At 41.4% G+C, this 19,907-nt stretch carries 17 protein-coding genes and 1 other RNA gene; 5 read left to right on the top strand and 13 right to left on the bottom strand.

Going from position 1 to position 19,907, the window contains the following annotated elements; genetic code table 11:
• Positions 1-7 precede the first annotated feature (7 nt).
• From C6Y01_RS00335 to C6Y01_RS00325, 3 genes are all read right to left on the bottom strand, one after another.
• Complete coding sequence (locus tag C6Y01_RS00335) at positions 8-1,444, bottom strand: bifunctional 2-methylcitrate dehydratase/aconitate hydratase (RefSeq protein ID WP_106037677.1); 1,437 nt, start codon at positions 1,442-1,444, stop codon at positions 8-10.
• A 2-nt stretch (positions 1,445-1,446) separates the two neighbouring features.
• Positions 1,447-2,589, bottom strand: a complete 1,143-nt coding sequence (gene mmgD / locus C6Y01_RS00330; protein WP_095285285.1) for a citrate synthase — start codon at positions 2,587-2,589, stop codon at positions 1,447-1,449.
• Between the two features lie 168 nt (positions 2,590-2,757).
• Positions 2,758-3,297: a DUF420 domain-containing protein gene (locus C6Y01_RS00325; RefSeq protein ID WP_003215636.1), complete on the bottom strand. Its 540-nt coding sequence runs from the start codon at positions 3,295-3,297 to the stop codon at positions 2,758-2,760.
• Positions 3,298-3,495: 198 nt separating this feature from the next.
• Between C6Y01_RS00325 and C6Y01_RS00320 the strand changes: the two genes are divergently transcribed.
• Entirely contained in the window at positions 3,496-4,008 is a 513-nt protein-coding gene (locus C6Y01_RS00320; protein ID WP_034661967.1) for a GNAT family protein, read from the top strand.
• Between the two features lie 152 nt (positions 4,009-4,160).
• On the opposite strand, the gene C6Y01_RS00315 is transcribed toward C6Y01_RS00320, so the two are convergent.
• From C6Y01_RS00315 to C6Y01_RS00280, 8 genes are all read right to left on the bottom strand, one after another.
• Entirely contained in the window at positions 4,161-4,952 is a 792-nt protein-coding gene (locus tag C6Y01_RS00315; RefSeq protein ID WP_034660916.1) for a LysM peptidoglycan-binding and 3D domain-containing protein, read from the bottom strand.
• Between the two features lie 256 nt (positions 4,953-5,208).
• On the bottom strand, positions 5,209-6,990 hold the full coding sequence (recQ, locus tag C6Y01_RS00310) for a DNA helicase RecQ (RefSeq protein WP_106037676.1): 1,782 nt from the start codon (positions 6,988-6,990) through the stop codon (positions 5,209-5,211).
• A gap of 133 nt (positions 6,991-7,123) precedes the next feature.
• Positions 7,124-7,309, bottom strand: a non-coding RNA gene (gene ssrS, locus C6Y01_RS00305) — 6S RNA.
• Between the two features lie 132 nt (positions 7,310-7,441).
• Positions 7,442-7,942, bottom strand: coding sequence for a TraR/DksA family transcriptional regulator (locus C6Y01_RS00300; protein ID WP_034660918.1), 501 nt, complete (start codon positions 7,940-7,942; stop codon positions 7,442-7,444).
• A gap of 91 nt (positions 7,943-8,033) precedes the next feature.
• Complete coding sequence (locus tag C6Y01_RS00295; RefSeq protein ID WP_034660919.1) at positions 8,034-8,681, bottom strand: SDR family oxidoreductase; 648 nt, start codon at positions 8,679-8,681, stop codon at positions 8,034-8,036.
• 172 nt (positions 8,682-8,853) lie between these two features.
• Positions 8,854-9,192, bottom strand: a complete 339-nt coding sequence (locus C6Y01_RS00290; protein ID WP_106037675.1) for a PH domain-containing protein — start codon at positions 9,190-9,192, stop codon at positions 8,854-8,856.
• Between the two features lie 448 nt (positions 9,193-9,640).
• Positions 9,641-9,778 carry a DUF4025 domain-containing protein gene (locus tag C6Y01_RS00285; protein ID WP_223249850.1) on the bottom strand — a complete coding sequence of 46 codons (138 nt, stop codon included), beginning with the start codon at positions 9,776-9,778 and terminating at the stop codon, positions 9,641-9,643.
• Positions 9,779-9,827: 49 nt separating this feature from the next.
• On the bottom strand, positions 9,828-10,040 hold the full coding sequence (locus tag C6Y01_RS00280; protein WP_012010250.1) for a DUF6501 family protein: 213 nt from the start codon (positions 10,038-10,040) through the stop codon (positions 9,828-9,830).
• A gap of 213 nt (positions 10,041-10,253) precedes the next feature.
• Between C6Y01_RS00280 and C6Y01_RS00275 the strand changes: the two genes are divergently transcribed.
• From C6Y01_RS00275 to C6Y01_RS00260, 4 genes are all read left to right on the top strand, one after another.
• Positions 10,254-11,738 (top strand): aldehyde dehydrogenase family protein, encoded by a 1,485-nt coding sequence (locus C6Y01_RS00275; protein WP_095285289.1) that lies wholly within the window; start codon positions 10,254-10,256, stop codon positions 11,736-11,738.
• A gap of 102 nt (positions 11,739-11,840) precedes the next feature.
• Positions 11,841-13,715: a terpene cyclase/mutase family protein gene (locus C6Y01_RS00270; RefSeq protein ID WP_106037674.1), complete on the top strand. Its 1,875-nt coding sequence runs from the start codon at positions 11,841-11,843 to the stop codon at positions 13,713-13,715.
• Positions 13,708-14,529 carry a superoxide dismutase gene (locus C6Y01_RS00265; RefSeq protein WP_034660922.1) on the top strand — a complete coding sequence of 274 codons (822 nt, stop codon included), beginning with the start codon at positions 13,708-13,710 and terminating at the stop codon, positions 14,527-14,529. The genes C6Y01_RS00270 and C6Y01_RS00265 overlap by 8 nt, the downstream gene beginning before the upstream one ends.
• A 158-nt stretch (positions 14,530-14,687) precedes the next feature.
• Positions 14,688-15,647 carry a bile acid:sodium symporter family protein gene (locus tag C6Y01_RS00260; protein ID WP_034660923.1) on the top strand — a complete coding sequence of 320 codons (960 nt, stop codon included), beginning with the start codon at positions 14,688-14,690 and terminating at the stop codon, positions 15,645-15,647.
• Between the two features lie 26 nt (positions 15,648-15,673).
• Here C6Y01_RS00260 and odhB read toward each other — a convergent pair whose 3' ends face one another.
• The gene (odhB, locus tag C6Y01_RS00255; RefSeq protein ID WP_034660924.1) at positions 15,674-16,930 is read right to left on the bottom strand and encodes a 2-oxoglutarate dehydrogenase complex dihydrolipoyllysine-residue succinyltransferase; all 1,257 of its coding nucleotides are present in this window, start codon (positions 16,928-16,930) and stop codon (positions 15,674-15,676) included.
• Between the two features lie 14 nt (positions 16,931-16,944).
• Positions 16,945-19,779 carry a 2-oxoglutarate dehydrogenase E1 component gene (gene sucA / locus C6Y01_RS00250; RefSeq protein WP_034660925.1) on the bottom strand — a complete coding sequence of 945 codons (2,835 nt, stop codon included), beginning with the start codon at positions 19,777-19,779 and terminating at the stop codon, positions 16,945-16,947.
• Positions 19,780-19,907: the final 128 nt, after the last annotated feature.

Raw genomic sequence — 19,907 nt, 5'->3', positions numbered from 1 at the left:
TTCCCCCTTATATGACGAATAGGTCCATAAATGATGGTACGGTTGTTGTTTTTAATTGATTTGGATTTTGACAGAGTGACACAATTTGATCCACTTGTTTTTGTGGAAATCTCGTCTTCAAATGATAGAGCCATTTCTTTTCAAGCAGCGGAATGCCTTCCTGCCTTCTTCTGCGATGACCAAGCGGGTATTCAATTTCAATTCGATCTGTCATCGTCCCGTCTTTAAAGAAGATCTGCACACAGTTTGCTATTGATCTCTTTTTCGGATCTAAATAATCTGCTGTATAACGTTTATCTTCTTTGACGACCATTTGATCCCGGAGACGATCAATGGCCGGATTTTGCGCCATTTCTTCTTCATAATGGTCAGCTGTCAGCTCACCATAGATCAATCCAATCGCGGTAATATACTGCAAGCAATGATCGCGGTCTGCTGGGTTATACAGTGGCCCCTTCTTATCAATAATCCGAATCGCTGATTCATGTGTTGTAATCTCTACCCGGTCAATGTCATCTAATCGATCTTTTACAGCATCATGCAGCATCATAGCGGCCTCTGCAGCCGTCTGGGCATGAAACTCAGCAGGATAAGCAATTTTGAAAAGCACATTTTCTATGACGTATGATCCTAGCGGCTGAGCGAGTGTGAGAGATTTTCCTTGCATAAGAACATCTTCAAAGCCCCACTTCTCAGCACTAAGCGGTGTTTGATAGCCCATTTCCCCTTTTAGTGTCATCATTGCCAGTCTTACCCCGCGGCTTGTTGCATCACCCGCTGCCCACGATTTCCTTGATCCTGTGTTTGGGGCGTGGCGATACGTCCTAAGCGGAGAATTATCAACAAACGCTTGCGATAAAACATGCTGCACGTCTTCCTTTGTTCCGCCAAGCAATGCACACACAACAGCACTTGTTGCCACTTTGACAAATAACACATGATCCAAGCCATTTCGGTTCAGACAATTTTCTAAAGCGAGCACACCTTGAATTTCATGTGCCTTGACGATCGCATGCAGTACGTCATTCATCGAAAGCGGCTCTTCACCGTTTGCAAGCCGCGTTCTGCTGATGTAATCACTTACAGCTAATATTCCGCCTAAGTTATCTGACGGATGTCCCCACTCCTCTGCAAGCCACGTGTCATTATAATCTAACCAGCGAATCATACAGCCTATATCAAAAGCCGCTTGAACAGGATCTAGCACAAACGAAGTGCCTGGAACTCTTGCTCCGTTAGGCACAACGGTACCAGGTACGATGGGGCCAAGATGCTTCGTACATTCCGGAAAATTGAGCGCCAGCATTCCGCAGCCGAGTGTGTCTATCAGTACATACCGCGCTGTTTCAATGGCTTCTTTGCTCGTAATCTCCCCGTCTACTGCATAGGCTGCGATTTCTTCCAATAGCTGATCCGTTTGATTGGCGACTGCTGTTTTATTCATGTTCATTCCCCCGTTTTTCTATCATCATCTGAGACTTTTAATCCTCTTGGCCCTAAATACCGGACTCTCGGTCTAAAAATGCGATTATGCAAATGCTGTTCAATGACATGGGCAGCTAATCCACTAGCTCTTGCAGCAAAGAAAATCGGTGTATAAAGTGAAATTGGAATCCCGAGCACGTAATAAATAGGTGCAGCGTAATAATCAAGGTTCGGATAGAGGTTTTTCTTCTCTTTCATGTATGCCTCTCCTGCTACACACATGTCATAAAGCGTTGTATCTCCCTTTGATTCCGTAAGCGTTTTCAATGATCGTTTTAAAAGAGCGGCTCTTGGGTCCATTTTTCTCATGTATACCCTATGGCCAAAGCCCATCATTTTTTCTTTTGCGGCTAATTTTCGTTCAATCAGCGCAAGGAATCCTTCCGTTGTTTTTCCTTCGAGAAGCATGTGCATGACAGCTTCATTCGCTCCCCCGTGCAAGTCACCTTTTAATGAAGAAATCGCTCCAGTAAAAGCACCATACATGTCAGAATGTGTGGATGCGATGACTCTAGCGGCAAACGTTGAATTAGGCAGTTCATGTTCACTATATAATGTGAGTGTTTGGTCAAAAGCGGTGATTTCGTCTTGTGTTGGAGTACGTCCTGTGAGCATGGCTAAAAAGGTTTCAGTGTAGGATTTGGTCTGATCTGGAGAAATAGCGGCGTCTTTTGTGAGAATATGATAGCTTCCAGCAACAATGGCCGGCAGCTGGCCGAGTAATCGAACAGCACGCCTTTGCTGGCACGCTTCTGATCGATCATGTAATGCATCATCGTACCCACTAAGAGCAGATATGCACGTTCTCATGGCATCCATAGGATGAGTGGTTTTTGGCAGCTTTGTTAAAATGGTTTGAATGGTTGGATGTAAGTTAGTTTGTGAGGAAATGTCTTGCTGAAATTGGTGATATTCCATGGTATCTGGTAATCTTCCATAAATAAGCAGATAGGCTGTTTCTAAATAGGTCTTTTTTTGTGCCAACTCGATGAGGTCATACCCGCGAATTACAATTTCTTCTTGCTGCACATCTAAGTATGAGATAGACGTTTCGCTTGCCACAATGTCTTCAAGCCCCGGTTTATAATGCAGTTGTTCAGTCATCATATAACCCCCGTTTCGTTCAATTGTTGTTCTCCAAACGAGCAAACGGCCAGAAATGATGTGAGTCTATAGATGGGAAGATACCGTGCAAGTCGGATACCCAATTCCCATTTTATCCAAAGCACTGCCTCTTGTAAATAAAAGAACGTATGTCCAGTTGGGCATACGTTAGCTGTAGTATGGAGAAATCATCATATACACAATGACGCCAGTGAGACTGACATAAAGCCATAGCGGCATTGTCCAGCGGGCAATTTTACGGTGACGCTCGACTTGCATCTGTGCACCTCTAAAAAGAGTAATCAGGGCAAGCGGTACAATTACAGCTGATAAGACGATATGTGTGATTAAAATAAAGAAGTAAATTGGACGGATGATCCCTTCTCCTCCGAAATGGGTATCAGCTGCCATTGAATGATATGTCACATACGAAATTAAAAAGACAAGTGTCGTTGAAAATGCAGCAAAGATAAATCGTCTATGCGCTTTAATGTTCTTTTGTTTAATCATGATGAGTGCTGAAAGTAAAAAGATAAACGTAAAGCTGTTCATCACGGCATTAAGTAACGGCAAAAATGTAATATCCAGATGACTAAATTTATCTGATTTTGGCATTAAAAATAATAAAGCGATTAATCCGTTTATGGCAATTGTTAAAATGATCACAATACCAGTGAAATTTTTCGGTTTTTGATTCTGTTCGTTCATGTTTGAAAACCTCTCTTTATTAGTTCCGACTAAGAGTATGTTATTTAACTTTCTCTATAAAGTCAATGAATTCGCTGTCTTCGTCGAATTTTAGACAAACTTAAGGGTTGCAGGCGTTCTAACGGCTTGAAAGATCCATCCACTTCCTTTAGAATTGGAATTTATGTGATTTTTATCATTTCTGATATGAAAGGAGTAATGGACTTGTCAATTTTACAGGAAACAGCCAAAGATGTGAAGACGTTAGAGCAAGAATTACAGCAATTGCAGTTCCAAATGTATCGAATGCAAGAAAATATGAAAGATATTTCGAAAAAAGCAAAAATCATTGGCATCGATCAAGCGAAAGAAGATGAGTGGATGATCGTCTCTGCCATTGAAAGTGCAGATACATGTAAAATTATGTTGAGCGATTGTGAAAAAGCTTATCGCGGACAATCTGATTTTTCCTTAATTGCGGAATATCCTGAAGAAGGAAAGATTCATATTGCCGATATTAAAGGCCCGCCAGATAATGGGTACGGCTCCATCTGTATGAAGCATTTAAAAGAAATCGCAAGAGAGCAGAACATACCAGTGATTACTGGCGACCTCGTCAAAAGGGACTGGAATCACGTGGACCGCTTGATTCATTTTTATGAAAAACATCAATTTGATGTCCAAATCAATTGGAAAGAACAAAGCGGAGAAATTTATTGGGTGGACAGCTAACGACAAAAACCAGCGTGTATCATAAGATATGCGCTGCTTTTTGTCGAAAATGCAAACTTTTCAGAAAAATATGTGTATTTTTGACCAAAAAAAGGGTATAATAAAAGCATCAGGCCGCCACCTGATGCTTTCTTCCAAAAAACAATTGTTTACTAGTTAAGTACTTTTACTTTGACTGATTTTACGCCCCAATTTTGCGCTTGGGATTTGCTTGGTACATGTACATCAATTTTGTTACCTTTAATTGCGCCGCCAGTATCTGCTGCGATGGCTTCACCGTAGCCTTCAACATAAACCTTACTTCCTAGTGGAATGACATTAGGATCTACTGCAATGACTTTTGCGTTTGGGTTTTTGTTTAAGTTTACCCCTGTTGCAGTGATACCTGAGATGCCACCATCATTTGCTGTATAAGCCGTAGCCGTAACAGTCATTTCTTTTTGTACACTTTGACTAGCAGAAGATGATTCTGCTTTAGCTGTTTCCTTTTTAGGAGCAGCTTTTTTCGTTGTTTGCTCTTTTTGGACAGGTTCCTGTTTTTGAACAGGTTCTGAGCTTACCGGAGCCGAGCTTTGACCAGCAACACTTAGTGTTGAACCAACCATAATTATATCTGAGTTTAAGTTATTCCAAGACTTAATATCGCTAATTGACACATTGAATTTTTGAGCGATTTTCCAGAGGCTGTCCCCCTTCTGGACTTTATACTGCTCCTGAGTTTTCTCTTTTGAAGAGATTGTCAATTTATCACCTACATAGATCATATCAGTAGATAAATTGTTCCAACCCTTTAGGTCTTTTAGAGACACATCATTTTTTTGAGAGATTCCCCAAAGTGTATCACCTTTCTTCACAGTGATTTCCTTTGCAGAAGCTTGCTGCGCTCCAAATGCTGTTGTTGAGATTGCTGCAACAGCAACCAAGGACATAATAGTCTTCTTCATAAAGTAAATCCTCCCTTGTTAGCTTTTTATGGCGGCTAACGAGTGCTATCGTAACATATGTAAATGTCATTTCAATAACAAAACGATATGTTTTAGATTACAGTTCCTTTACATGAAACATCTCTCTCCATTGGTAAATCAGCCCACAAAACGGCTTGATTCCCCGCCATATCAAGGTTTTAAAAGGATCGAAAACGACCTGATGAAAACGTGTCCAAGTGCAGCGAAAAAAATTTATTTTTCTTCTTTAAACACTTTATTTTTTCTCTTTTTCTATAAATAAACGAATTTCTTCTAAAAAAACATCTCCGTATTTCTCTCTTTTTTGAGCGCCAATCCCCTTAATTTGGAGTAATTCTTCATCTGTTTGAGGCTCTACAGCTGACATTTCCTTCAATGTTTGATCAGAAAAAACAACAAACGGCGGGACACCTTGCTCTCTGGCTAGCTTCATTCTCAGCGATCTCAATCGCTCAAATAATGCATCATTTTCTTGAATGGCCTCTGCTTTGATCGCCTGCTTTTTATACACTGTCTCTTGTCCAACTAACACTTTCTTCCCTTTATGGGTCACCTTAAGTGTTGGGTAAGCACCTTCAGACATGTGCAAATACTCTTCTGTAATTAAAAATTCAATGAAGTCACTGATTTGCTGAGCCGAATGTTGTTTCATTAAAGCATATGTAGGGAGACGGTCGAAACCTAGCTCAAGCACTTTTTTGTTTTTAGAGCCTGCCAGTACTTGGGCTATCATCATTTTACCGAATCGCTCATTCATCCTCACTGTACAAGATAACACCATCTGTGCTTCTCTTGTGACCTCTTCACGCTCTCTCTCATCAAGGCAGTTGCTGCATTTACCGCAAGGCGAACTAGCTGTTTGATCAAAATAGTCCATCACAAATTGCTGCAGACATTGCTCGGTATGACAGTAGTCCACCATTTGCCTTAATTTAAGCAGTTCATGCTGATAGCGCACCTCATCTTCTGTTGACTGCTCAATGAGAAAGCGCTGCACTCTTACGCCTTGTGGTGAAAACAGTAAAATGCACTCACTTTCAAGCCCGTCTCTGCCGGCACGCCCAGCTTCTTGATAGTAGCTTTCAATATCCCTTGGAATTTGATGATGGATCACAAAACGTACATTCGACTTATTGATTCCCATGCCAAATGCTGATGTAGCGACCATAACCTGGATGTCATCATTTAAAAACAGGTTTTGCTGCTCTTCTCTCGTATGGTCATCCAATCCGCCATGATAAACGCCAGCTTTGATCTTTTGTTTTTTTAGTCGATTATAAATGTTATCCGCTTCTTTACGAGTTGCTGTATAAATAATGCCAGACTCAAGACTGTTTTTCTTCATATATTGTGTGATAAAACGGTCACTATTTTCCCCTTTGATCACTTGAAAGGACAAATTTTCTCTAGCAAACCCAGTAAAGATGGTTTCTTCTCCGTTCATGCCAAGCTGTTCACATATATCTTGGTGAACCTTTTTCGTCGCTGTAGCTGTTAATGCGACAATCACCGGCCTTTTTGACAGCTTGTTCAAGCATTCTTGAATGAAGCGATAACTTGGCCTAAAATCATGCCCCCACTCAGATATACAGTGCGCTTCATCAATCGCGATTAAAGGGATCGTTAACCGATCCAGCAGCTGAAAAAAACGTTCATTTTGTAAGCGTTCAGGTGTGATATAAAGCAGCTCATATTCCCCATTTTCGCATTTTTTCAGCCTTTCATTCATTTCAGCTGCGGAAAGTGTGCTGTTTAAAAAGGAAGAACGTATTCCCATCTCATTTAACGCATCGACCTGATCCTTCATTAAAGAAATAAGCGGAGATACAACGATCGTTGTACCTTCCATCATGAGGGCAGGGATCTGATAGCAAACTGACTTCCCACCGCCTGTCGGCATAATGCAGACAGTATCCTTTTGTTTATTTACAATCGCTTCAATGGCTTGTTTCTGTCCTTTTCTAAAGACATCAAAGCCATAGTATTGTTTCAGGAGTGCTTCTGCTTGTTCTAACATCCAATTCCCTCTCCGTCATTAGTTTTGTCCATTTTAACATATATTCTTGCCTCTACAGGCGATCTGTCCAATTTCGCATTTTCACAAAATAAAAAGCCATTTTCCGAAATGGAAAATGGCTTGAATCATCCTAGGAAAAGCTGCGGATGCCGTAATCTAAGTAAGAAAGTTTTAAACCACCACTCCTCAAAGTGGGTGTTTGCAGAAACGTTCCTGTCTTCCTCTCTAAGGAGGCATGACATTCCGGCTTCAATATAAAACTCCCTATTACAGCTTAAAGGTTAAAACTTAATTAACATTACGCGCATCGCAGCCTTTAAACTATATTACACGAAAGTTTATTAAATTTCAAGAGATCTTTTTTCTAAGAAATACTTATATATACAAGATATTTGTCCTTGCACACATAAGAAAACATTATTCTGAAAAAATGTAACTTCAACTTATTATCCTATTTTTCTTCGTCTATGTCAACATCCTGCTCTTCCTCTAATCGTTCATACGTATCTGAATGCATCTGATCCATTGTTTCCCTATTTGTTAAATCACGCATTTGATCAGAGAAATTACGGTCAAACTCGTTTGGGTCTTGAGTCGTTTCTTCGTTTTTCTTCGCATCGATTGAATAACGTGTATAGGGGACTGCTTTTAAACGTTCATATGGAATGTCTTTCCCTGTTTTCTCACATATCCCATATGTTCCGTCTTCCATTCGTTTCAGTGCTGCATCAATTTCGTCTTCAAGCTCGCCATCAACTTGATCCAGCGTTTGTTCTGTCATGCGGTCTAAATAGATGCTCCCATGATCAGCGATATGGTTCCCAACACCATTTGAAATCTCGCTGGATTCACTTAGCATAGATTCTTCTTTCTTTTTTGATCCTTTTACATCTCCCTTTAATTGATTCAATCTTTCGTATAAATCAGCTTTTTGTTCTTTCGTTAAGCCCACGGTCAATCACTCCTTTCTCATTACCTTCCCGCTGCAAGGGAATTGAAAACATCAAAAAAGCCGCCGCCTTTTTGGCAGCAGCTTTCTTCTCTTACATGGTGCGAAGTGCTTCTTCTACTGGTTTATCCCCTTTAATCAAGTCAAAGGATTTATTTTTCACATTGGATTCCGTTAAGCTTTCCACAAGTACAGCGGCTACGTCCTCTCTTGAAATCTCAATGTTTTGATCATCTGGAATATGCTCCGCAGCTTCAATCTTTCCTGTCTTTTCCTCATGCAGCAAGGCACCTGGGCGGACGATGGTATAGGAAAGCCCAGACTGTTTTAAGTGTTCATCTGCTTTTCTTTTCGCCTCATAATAAATTTCCATACTTCCTTGCCCTTTTCCCTGGTTTGGATCATCGGCATTATAGGAACTCAGCATAACAAAATGCTGAATGTTTTCTTTTTTCGCTGTGTCGACAAGGCGTTTTGCACCTTCTTGATCCACTGCAATCGTCTTATCTGCACCTGTTTTTGAGCCTGAACCAGCTGCAAAGATGACAGCATCTGCTTGTTTCACAGCATCTGTCACATCCTTTTCAAGATCACCGATGACAGGCGCTGCACCAAGTTCCTTTAGCGCATCCGCTTGTTTTTCATCTCGAATGAGAGCAAGCGGCTCATGTCCTTTTTCTTTTAAATAACGAATGACGAGCCTGCCTGTATGTCCATTTGCTCCAGCAACTAATACTTTCATTGTTCATTCTCCTTTCTGTATCTGTTTCATCTTTATCCTTTTTTGCTATCATTCAAACACCTAAACAAAAAAAGCCCTTCCCAGAAAATATGGGTAAGGGCTCAGGCAATGTGCGATCTATTAAAATAAGTAGAATGAGAAAAGTGCATGATCTATGTAATCGCAAGGTTGATCAGCAAAGATGTTTTGTCAAAATGGCTTGCACATCACTCAAATCCGTCTCTTTCGAAAAATCGAGTTCAAATACTTTTGAGCTTGTGACAAGCAGCATACCTGTGTCCTGATCAAACACGCCAGCTTCTTGAATGGCAAAACTTTCAATTGATCGATACGGCAAGGAGACCCTGACTTTCTTCTTAGAAAATACGCGGTTATCGCCAAAGATCAGTCGTTTATTGGTGAAACAAATTTGGTCGTTACGCAGTCTGTAAACAGCCTCAATTCTTTCCCCTTCAATTAGTAAGGATTCGAATTTCTTATCATTTTGTTTACTGACAGAAAAAATACCCACGTAAACCCCCTCTTCCTCCATCAAATTCCTTTATGAAAAAACGGACGCACGCTCTTGTGGGTACGTTTTATTCTCACTTATAGAATACGCTATAAATGGTCGTTATTCCATTACGAATAGATTAAATTTCATTTAACTTTTTCTTTTTGATTCGATGCTCTTTCCTCTACTTATTTAGACAGTTAAAGCAGGAAAAAAGTTTCAGTTCTTTTTGAGAAAAATTGCTGAATGTTACCAATAAAAAAACAGTGATTTTTTCAAATCACTGTCAGCGTGTAGACAAACCCTCGCATTCTTTGTCAGTCCTGCGCGCCGGTGCTCACGAATGTCAAATTCGCTCCGCTCCGGTACTCGTCCTTCCTAGACCGCAAAGGTTTTCATGTCACGCTGAAAAAGAAGACAAAGTGCTAAAATAAAGATCATTTTAGCACTTTGTCAACAATCTGGGCTATTCGTCTTTTGGTGTATCAATGGTTCCCTCGGCATATACATCGGAAATCTGCTCAAGCGTAATCGCCATATCAGCATCTTCGTGATCATGCCAAGCATTTTGATTATTCTGCTCGTCTGTTTGCTTCTTTTTCATCATCATCACCCTTTACTGTTTTTCTTAGTATGAGTGATGATCACTAAAATCATTCAGCAGAAATGTCTTCGAAATACTCTTTATAATACCCGCCTACTTTACCTGTATTATCAACGACAAACAGGAATTCTTCTGTCTCATTTTTCACTTCATATGTGCTTCCAACCGTTAGTGCTCGATCGACCATATATTTTTTCGCATTCGTATGTATACATTTTACTTGCTTTAACGTTTGAGCCGTTTGCCAGTTTTGATGGATCATAATTTAAAAACTCCTTTTTTCATCTATACATTTATTGTAGCCAATTTTTCGTGAAATGCAATGAGTGTTATGGATTGCTTTCAAACATGTCGTGTAATATGATAAATGTATACGTTTACATATGTGTGCGTATACTGGTTCATTTGCTTCAGGTCCGCTTTTCCACCTAGAACTCGCAGAACAATCCATATCTTTAAGGAGGTTTGTTTATTTATGAGCTCTACAACACTTCAAATTAGTTCAAAACTCGAATCTTTTCTCCAAGGGACGAAAAAACTCTACATTAACGGTCAGTTTGTCACAAGTCACGATAACAAAACCTTTTCGACTCCTAACCCGGCCACAGGTGAAACCCTTATTGATGTATATGAAGCAGGTGCAAAAGACATTGATGAGGCAGTAAAAGCTGCAAAAAAAGCTTTTCATGGTCCTTGGCGCTCCATATCTGCCGCTGAACGCGCCCGCTTCATGTTCAAGCTTGCCGATCTAATGGAAGAAAACCAAGAAGAACTCGCACAGCTTGAAACATTAGATAACGGAAAACCAATTAATGAAACAACAAATGCAGATATCCCTCTCGCCATTGAGCATATGCGCTATTATGCGGGCTGGACGACCAAAATAAGCGGACAAACCATTCCTGTCAGTCAAGGGTACTTTAATTATACCCGTCATGAGCCTGTTGGCGTTGTAGGACAAATCATTCCTTGGAACTTCCCGCTGCTCATGGCCATGTGGAAAATGGGTGCTGCACTTGCAACTGGCTGCACCATCGTTTTAAAACCAGCAGAACAAACACCCCTCTCTGCTCTTTATTTAGCTGAATTAGTGGATAAAGCCGGCTTCCCAGAAGGTGTGATTAACATCGTTCCTGGATTTGGTGAAACTGCTGGGAACGCATTAACCGATCACCCTGATGTAAACAAGCTTGCCTTCACGGGGTCAACAAGTGTTGGGAAACTCATTATGGAGAAAGCAGCCAAATCCATTAAGAGGGTCACATTAGAACTTGGCGGAAAATCACCTAATATTATTTTGCCAGATGCCGATTTAAAGAAAGCCATTCCAGGTGCTCTAAATGGTGTCATGTTTAACCAAGGCCAGGTGTGCTCTGCAGGTTCTAGGGTCTTTGTTCACCGGAGCCAATATGATGAGGTTGTCGATCAAATGGCCAAATATGCGACATCACTCAAGCAAGGCGCCGGTCTTCATCAAGATACGCAAATCGGACCTCTTGTAAGTAAAGAACAGCACGAGCGCGTGTTAGGCTATATTGAAAAAGGTAAATCTGAAGGTGCAACAGCCGTTGTCGGTGGCGATTGCCCTTATGAGGCTGGCTATTTTGTCTCCCCTACTGTTTTTAAAGATGTAGAAGATGACATGACCATCGCAAAAGAAGAAATCTTCGGCCCTGTCTTATCTGCCATTCCATACGATTCCATTGATGAAGTGGTCGAAAGAGCCAACCAGTCTGATTATGGATTAGCCGCAGGACTTTGGACAGAAAACTTAAAGCATGCCCATGATATTGCTGCACGTCTTGAAGCAGGCACGATTTGGGTCAACTGCTATAATGTCTTTGATGCTGCATCCCCATTTGGAGGATACAAGCAATCAGGTCTTGGCAGAGAAATGGGAACATACGCCCTTAACAACTATACAGAAGTCAAAAGTGTGTGGATTAATCTCCAAGACTAATGACGCCTATAAAGCCGGTGACCATGTCATCGGCTTTTTTGTGATTGCATGTGACAGGCAGGCTCCTGAATATAGTAATAAAGGAAAGGAGCAAGGCCGAATATGCAAGATTTCAAAACGAAAGTAAACGAATTTATTGATGAATTGCACATGCAAATGCAGCGCAGACAACGAGAAGATGGCGCTTTTGTCTTCTGCTTTGAAGGCCCAATGATGACAAATGCTTTTTTGATTATGCTGTTAAAGGCTGTTGGCGATTCGGATCAGGCGTTGGTTCATCAATTGGCAGAAGCGATTCGCGAAAAGCAAAATGAGGATGGTTCTTTTTCTTTGTATCATGATCAATCGGGACATGTAACAGCGACTGTGCAAGGCTATTGTGGAATGCTTGTTTCAGGCAGGTTTCAACAAGATGAGCCTCATATGGAAAAAGCAGCACACTTTATTCGATCAAAAGGCGGATTAAAAGACGTTCATTTTATGACAAAGTGGATGCTTGCCGTCAATGGCATGCACCCTTGGCCATACTTCTATGCGCCACTTTCATTTTTACTCATCCCTACATACTTTCCGCTGCACTTCTATCATCTTAGTGCATATGCAAGAATTCATTTTGTCCCAATGATGATTGCACTCAACAAACGATATACCTCTCATGAAAAGTTTCCAAGCTTAGCACATCTTGATGCGAACATGTCTAAAAGTCCTTTTGACTGGTTTATGGCAAGAGAAGAACGTTCCACTCACCACTTTCTAGCGTACATGCGGTCGTATACAGCACTCGACAGCCGCCTCGACTTTTTCGGGTATGAGGCAGCGAAGCGGTATATGTTTGACCGACTTGAAAAAGATGGCACGCTGTACAGCTATTTAAGTGCCAGTATTTTTATGGTCTATGCACTCATGAGTCTGGGATACTCTCCTGGGCATCATCTCATTTTAAAAGCAGTTAAAGGGATGAAAAAGATAGTCACTGACTGTGGGGGCAGGAAATATGCTGAGAATTCTACATCCACAGTTTGGGATACAGCGCTTGTCAGTTATGCTTCTCAGCGAGCAGGCAGAACACAAGAAGATCCAGTTATCGAAAAGTCTTTTACGTACTTATTGAACCGGCAGCAAATGAAGAAAGCAGATTGGGCGATTCATAACCGGCATGCGGCTCCGGGAGGCTTTGGTTTTTCAGATTTGAACACAAATAACCCTGATTGTGATGATACGCAAATTGTGTTAAAAGCCATTCCTCACATCTACGCACCCGTTCAGTGGAAACGAGGGTTTGATTGGCTTCTTTCCATGCAAAACCGTGATGGCGGCTTTTCTGCTTTTGAAAAAAATCAAGATCACTTCTTGCTTCGTCATCTTCCGCTCGAATCTGCTGAGGATGCGGCCATTGACCCATCTACTCCTGATATTACAGGTCGTGTGCTTCATCTCATCGGTCTTGAAGAGAACAACATGTCACCACTCATGCAAAGGCAAAAAGATCATTGCGTAAAATGGCTTCTTGATCATCAAGAGAACAACGGATCATGGTTTGGCAGATGGGGTGTTTGCTATATTTATGGAACCTGGGCTGCATTAACAGGACTAAAGGCTGCTGGCATCCCCTCATCGCATCCTGCTGTTCAAAAAGCGTGTCGATTTTTAAAAACAATTCAATTGGAAGATGGCAGCTTCGGAGAATCGTGTAAAAGTGCAGAGGTAAAAAGATATGTCCCGCTCCCATTTGGAACAGTGGTTCAAACGGCTTGGGCTGCTGAGGCACTTTTACAATATGAGAAGCCGGATCACACAATAATTTTAAAAGCCATCTCATTTTTGATTCATCATCAGCACTCGAGTGAAGCCTTGCACTATCCAGTAGGCATTGGTCTTCCAAAGCAATTTTACATCACCTATCATAGCTATCCATTTGTCTTTCCAATGATGGCTTGTTCCACATTTTTAGAAGAAATGAGGCGTAAAAATGAATAAGGAAGAATATCGCATGCAGCTTAAAGATTGGCTTAGCTCCATTCAAGGTGCAGTTCAAGATGACAACATCCGTCAGAAAACAGAACATTTATCGTTCATCATGAATGATGAATATTCCAGTGAAGAAGAGTGGTACGAATTGGCTGAAAGTATTGCAGAGGATATGAAATTACTAGAAGCAATGCGGGATGTGGCAGCTGGCGACCATAAATTACCTCCGCTCCCTTACCGGTATGATGCACTAGAACCGTTTATTTCAAAAGAGATTATGTATTTGCATCACCAGAAACATCATCAATCATATGTTGATGGTCTGAATCAAGCTGAGCTTGCCTTAAAAAGAGCGAGAAGAACCAATGATTTTAAAATGATCAAGCATTGGGAACGGGAGCTTGCCTTCAATGGTGCGGGACACTATTTACATTGCATTTTTTGGTTTTCTATGAGTCCTTCAGGAAAACGAAAGCCCACTGGACAAATGCTGCGTCTCATTGAACAATCATTTGAAAGCTATGATGCATTCAAATCCCAATTTTCAGCTGCAGCCAAACAAGTAGAAGGTGTTGGCTGGGCCATTCTTGTATGGGCACCAAGATCTCAACGATTAGAGATTTTACAAGCCGAACGCCATCAATTTCTATCACAATGGGATGTGATCCCTCTTCTAGCTCTTGACGTATGGGAACATGCCTACTATCTGCAATATCTGAATGAAAAAGCACAATATGTAGACCGTTGGTGGAATGTCGTTGACTGGCGTGAGCCAGAAGCACGACTAAAGCAAGCTCAGCAAGTGAAATGGACCCCTTTTTAAGACGATACTCCATATAGGCAAATGCTTATATGGGGGTTTTTAATTCAATTTAGTTTACATAATTTTATTATGATCGCCTTTATAAAGAATGGGTTGTTTTTTCAGAAAATTCGTTTAAAATAAAAAAGATATGTAAGGAAAGAGAGTTGAAACAATAAATGAAGATTCTTTTAACTATTAGTCACTTTGCAGGAAGGACCTTTGCGATTTGGGTCATTGTCTTTGCACTTCTTGGATTTGCCTTTCCTGCCGAATTCTCTAAGATTGGACCGTATATTCCTTTTTTACTCGGTATTATTATGTTTGGAATGGGGCTTACCTTGTCCGCTGAAGATTTTAAAGAACTGTTTCGAAAACCTCTTTATGTTCTGATCGGGGTGCTGACGCAGTACACACTCATGCCGCTTCTTGCCTTTTTGTTAGCTTACGGACTGCGGCTTCCGTCTGAAATCGCAGTAGGAGTTGTTATCGTAGGCTGCTGCCCAGGCGGTACAGCATCGAACGTCATGACCTTTTTGGCGAAAGGAAATACAGCTTTATCTGTAGCTGTAACCACCATATCAACATTGCTTGCGCCGTTTTTAACCCCTGTTTTCATTTTAATTTTTGCAAGATCTTGGTTACCTGTATCACCAGAGGCTCTGTTTTTATCCATTGTACAAGTTGTCTTAATCCCTATTATTTTAGGTATTCTTGTGAAATTGTTTTTTAAAAAACAAGTATTATATGCGGTTCAAGCACTGCCGCTTGTATCTGTTGCTGGAATTGTGGTGATCATTGCTGCGGTTGTCAGTGCAAATAAAGAGCAGATTCTTCAATCTGGACTGCTGATATTGGCCGTTGTTATATTACATAATGGACTTGGTCTTTTATTTGGTTACCTGATCGCAAAGTGGTGCAAAATGGATATCCCTTCTCGTAGAGCGATCTCGATCGAAGTTGGCATGCAAAACTCTGGACTCGGTGCAGCTCTAGCAACAGCGCACTTCTCGCCACTTGCAGCCGTTCCAAGTGCCATTTTTAGTGTGTGGCATAATTTATCTGGTTCCTGGCTTGCAACATATTGGTCAAAAAAAGGAAATCCTGAAAATGAAAAAGAAAAAAAGCTAGCACCTTAACGGGTGCTAGCTTTTCAAATTGAAGATTATCCTTCAAGCAATAGCTGCTCCGGATCTTCAAGCAAGTTTTTAATCGTGACAAGGAATCCAACTGCTTCTTTACCATCGACAATTCGGTGGTCGTAAGAAAGAGCTAAATACATCATCGGACGGTTTTCAAAACGTTCTTCATCAATTGCCACAGGACGAAGCTGAATTTTATGCATACCTAAAATTCCAACTTGAGGGCTGTTTAAAATTGGTGTTGAAAGCAGTGAACCGAATGTTCCACCGTTAGTGATCGTGAATGATCCACCTTGTAGCTCATTCAGAGACAATTTGTTATCTCTTGCTTTTTTCGCAAGATGACCAATTTCCTTTTCAATCCCTGCAAACGACAATCTGTCTGCATCACGGACAACCGGTACGACAAGTCCTTCGTTAGCAGCAACGGCGATGCCGATGTCATAGAATTTCTTCAAGACGAGCTCATCACCTTGAATTTCTGCGTTAAGCAGCGGATATTTCTTCAGTGCTGCTACAACTGCTTTTGTGAAGAAGGACATGAAGCCAAGCTTTACATCATTTTGTTCAAGGAAGGCATCTTTACGGCGCTTTCTTAAGTCCATCACGGCCGTCATATCCACTTCATTAAATGTCGTCAGCATCGCAGCCGTTTGCTGAACCTCAACTAAACGTTTTGCAATCGTTTGTCTGCGGCGTGACATTCTCTCACGTTCAACTGGCTTTCCTGGTTGCTCATTTTGCACCGCAGCATTTGCTTTTGGCGCGGCTTTCGGTGCACTTGCAGGTGCTTCATTCTTTTGATAAGAAGCGACATCCTGCTTTCGTACCCTGCCCAGCGGATCTACGGTTGGAATCTCAGATAAGTCTAGTCCCTTCTCTCTCGCCAGTTTTCTAGCTGCAGGAGAAGCGATGGTTCTGCCATTACCAGATTTCGGCTCTTCTTTCACTGCTTCTTCTTTTTGGGCAGCTGCCGGTTCTTCTTTCGAAGCTGGTGCAGACTCTTGCTCAGGTGCTGGAGCTGCGGACTCGCTTCCGCCAGCTTCACCTGCTGCAATTGTTCCAATGACTTCTCCAACTTGTACAGTGTCACCAGAATCTTTCAGCACTTCTTTCAGTACACCAGATTCTTCGGCTGTCAGTTCGACATTGACTTTATCTGTTTCAAGTTCTAACAGGTACTCTCCCTGCTCCACATAATCGCCCGGCTGCTTTAGCCATTGAGCAATCGTTCCTTCCGAGATCGATTCCGCTAATTCAGGTACTTTAATTTCCGCCATTTTTCATTTCCCCCTTAGTTTTTGCGAGTCAAGCTATCAGATACAATTCGTTCTTGTTCTTTTTTATGCACAGTTGGGTCACCCTCAGCCGTACTTGAACGTCTTCTTCGGCCGATGTAACGTACTTTTACTTTTTCAGGCGCAATCTCACGTAAATATGGCTCAATGTATCCCCAAGCCCCCATATTTTGTGGCTCTTCTTGCACCCATACGATTTCTTCTAAGTTTGTTAGTTTCGATAAAATCGCTTTAATATCTTTGGCTGGGAATGGATATAGTTGTTCCACTCTCGCAATGTGAAGCCAATTTTTCGTCTCTTCCATTTGAGTAAAACGATCACTAATATCGATTGATACCTTTCCGCTAGATAGCACGAGGCGCGATACTTTTTCGTGTTCATGCACAAGGCCTGGCTGTTCAAGAACTGGACGGAACTGTCCATCCGTTAATTCCTGGACTTCAGACAATGTGTTCGGATTACGAAGCAGACTCTTCGGTGTCATGATGACAAGCGGACGAATCTCTTCACGAAGCAGCATTTTCGCCTGTCTTCTAAGGATATGGAAGTATTGCGCTGCACTTGTCAGGTTCGCCACTGTCCAGTTATTCTCAGCAGCTGATTGCAGGAAACGCTCTGTTCTACCACTTGAATGTTCAGGTCCTTGTCCCTCATATCCATGCGGCAAGAGCATCACTAGACCTGATTTTTGTCCCCATTTTGCGCGGCCAGCTGAAATAAATTGATCGAAATACACTTGAGCCGCATTTGCGAAGTCTCCAAATTGAGCCTCCCAAATGACTAACGTTTCAGGAGAATAGACATTATAACCATATTCAAATCCGATCACTGAGCCCTCTGACAGTGGACTATTATGAACAGTAAATGATGCGTTTGCATCACTCAGCTCATGAAGAGCAATAAATTCATCTCCAGTTTGACTGTCGTGAAGAACAAGGTTTCTTTGAGCAAAAGTACCGCGCTCTGAATCCTGTCCGGTCATTCGAATTGGCGTACCGTCTTTTAATATAGATGCAAATGCAAGTGCTTCCCCAAGCGACCATTCTACTTTACGGTCATCTGTAAACACTTTTGCACGTTTTTCAAGGATCCGCTTGAGCTTACCAAATACTTGGAAATCCTCAGGCCAGCTGATCAATTCTTCATTCAGCTTTCGTAATACATCAAATTCTACTGATGTATCCACTGCTGGGAAGCCATTTGATACTGGTTCTGGCAGTTCAATTTCTTGAATCGTATGCTCTTTCTTTGAAGGCACCTTTTGATAGGCTTCTTCTATTTTCGTCGCTACAGCCTGCTCGATTTCTTCACGCTGCTCTTTCGTTAGAAGACCTTCTGTAACAAGTTTATCTGCAAAGATATTCTTGACCGTTTTGTGCTTTCTGACTGCATCGTACAGCATCGGCTGAGTCGTAGAAGGCTCATCCATTTCGTTATGACCGAATCTGCGATAACCGATCAAGTCAATTAAGAAATCCTTCTTAAAGCGTTTGCGGTATTCTACAGCTAGCTGAACAGCCGCTAAACATGCTTCTGGATCATCTGCATTGACGTGAACAATTGGAATCTCAAACCCTTTTGCAAGGTCACTTGCATATTTTGTTGAGCGAGATTCATTGCTTTCTGTTGTAAATCCGATCATATTGTTTGCAATGATATGGATTGTTCCGCCCACCTGATAGCCTACAAGTTGACTTAAATTTAATGTTTCTGCCACAATTCCTTCTCCAGGAAATGCCGCATCACCATGAATTAAGATGGCTAATGCCTTTTCAACGTCTAGAGCTGGATAACCTTTTTGAGTACGTGTTTCCTGAGCGGCACGTGTGCTTCCTTCAATGATTGGATCAATGAATTCCAAGTGACTTGGGTTATTGGCAAGCGTGACTCTCGCACTCTTTGTATCTTCGTCTTTAATTTGGCGATCTGCTCCAAGATGGTACTTTACATCACCTGTCCACCCGTAGCTGATGCCGATAGAGCCTTCTGATGGAACAAGCTCTTTATTTGGCGCATGCTGGAATTCTGAGAAAATAATCTCGTATGGTTTTCCTAACACATGTGCTAATACATTTAAACGGCCTCTGTGTGCCATTCCAATGTTAATATTTGAAGTCCCTTGTGTAACAGACTCTGAAATAATTTCATCAAGTACTGGGACAAGTGCGTCTAATCCTTCTATTGAGAAGCGCTTTTGCCCAACAAATGTTTTATGAAGAAACTGTTCGAACTGCTCAACTTCTGTTAATCTCTTGAAAACAGAAACTAGTTTATCCGCTGGTTTTTTCTTAAATAGTTCACCAGACTCAATCGATTTTGAGAGCCAGTTTCGTTCTTCGAAATCATGCACGTGATCAAACTCAAATGAAATGGTACGCTTATACGTATTTCTCAAATGGTTAATGGCTTCTATGCCGTTTGAAATGTGTTTTGGTGCGTCAGGACTAATAATAGATATTGGAATATTCTTGACGTCTTCTTCTGTTAAACCGTACTCCTTTAAAGGAAACAGCTCTTGTAATTCCTTTTCTTTGCGAAGAGGATTGACGGAAGCATTTAAATGGCCATACGTTCTGATGTCTTCTGCCAGTTTAACGACTGATGCTATCTTTTGGATTTGTTCAGAAGTAACTACGCTATTTTCTTTTTTCCCAATTTCCTCCTTCATTTCACTCGGTGGTGCACCAAGTTCATCAAATATGCCTCTTAGATCTTCATCAACACTAGTAGGATCCTGGACATACTGATCGTAGAGCTCGAGCACATAGCCGAGGTTCGGACCATGAAATTCTTCCCAACTCAACGGTTGTTTCACATCATTTTGAAACATTTTGAACACTACCCCCAACTTTGATCATCAAGTGATTGAACACTATCTCGATATAACTTCCAGAACACAATGACCAAATTTATGTAATAAAACGCTTCCAATAATATTCTACCACTGTTTCGGATTAC

Source organism: Bacillus sp. NMCC46, from assembly GCF_002998465.1.
Lineage (GTDB): Bacteria > Bacillota > Bacilli > Bacillales > Bacillaceae > Bacillus.
Note: the sequence above shows the minus strand (reverse complement) of the source record. Positions and strands in the feature narration are given on the sequence as shown.

Excerpts from the sequence above, each read along its gene's own strand:
- C6Y01_RS00260 (WP_034660923.1), top strand. The coding sequence starts at position 14,688 with ATGAAGATTCTTTTAACTATTAGTCACTTTGCAGGAAGGACCTTTGCG.
- C6Y01_RS00265 (WP_034660922.1), top strand. The coding sequence starts at position 13,708 with ATGAATAAGGAAGAATATCGCATGCAGCTTAAAGATTGGCTTAGCTCC.
- C6Y01_RS00315 (WP_034660916.1), bottom strand. The coding sequence starts at position 4,952 with ATGAAGAAGACTATTATGTCCTTGGTTGCTGTTGCAGCAATCTCAACA.
- C6Y01_RS00320 (WP_034661967.1), top strand. The coding sequence starts at position 3,496 with ATGGACTTGTCAATTTTACAGGAAACAGCCAAAGATGTGAAGACGTTA.
- C6Y01_RS00275 (WP_095285289.1), top strand. The coding sequence starts at position 10,254 with ATGAGCTCTACAACACTTCAAATTAGTTCAAAACTCGAATCTTTTCTC.
- C6Y01_RS00285 (WP_223249850.1), bottom strand. The coding sequence starts at position 9,778 with ATGAAAAAGAAGCAAACAGACGAGCAGAATAATCAAAATGCTTGGCAT.
- mmgD (WP_095285285.1), bottom strand. The coding sequence starts at position 2,589 with ATGACTGAACAACTGCATTATAAACCGGGGCTTGAAGACATTGTGGCA.
- sucA (WP_034660925.1), bottom strand. The coding sequence starts at position 19,779 with ATGTTTCAAAATGATGTGAAACAACCGTTGAGTTGGGAAGAATTTCAT.
- C6Y01_RS00270 (WP_106037674.1), top strand. The coding sequence starts at position 11,841 with ATGCAAGATTTCAAAACGAAAGTAAACGAATTTATTGATGAATTGCAC.
- C6Y01_RS00280 (WP_012010250.1), bottom strand. The coding sequence starts at position 10,040 with ATGATCCATCAAAACTGGCAAACGGCTCAAACGTTAAAGCAAGTAAAA.
- odhB (WP_034660924.1), bottom strand. The coding sequence starts at position 16,930 with ATGGCGGAAATTAAAGTACCTGAATTAGCGGAATCGATCTCGGAAGGA.
- C6Y01_RS00325 (WP_003215636.1), bottom strand. The coding sequence starts at position 3,297 with ATGAACGAACAGAATCAAAAACCGAAAAATTTCACTGGTATTGTGATC.
- recQ (WP_106037676.1), bottom strand. The coding sequence starts at position 6,990 with ATGTTAGAACAAGCAGAAGCACTCCTGAAACAATACTATGGCTTTGAT.
- C6Y01_RS00335 (WP_106037677.1), bottom strand. The coding sequence starts at position 1,444 with ATGAATAAAACAGCAGTCGCCAATCAAACGGATCAGCTATTGGAAGAA.
- C6Y01_RS00295 (WP_034660919.1), bottom strand. The coding sequence starts at position 8,681 with ATGAAAGTATTAGTTGCTGGAGCAAATGGACATACAGGCAGGCTCGTC.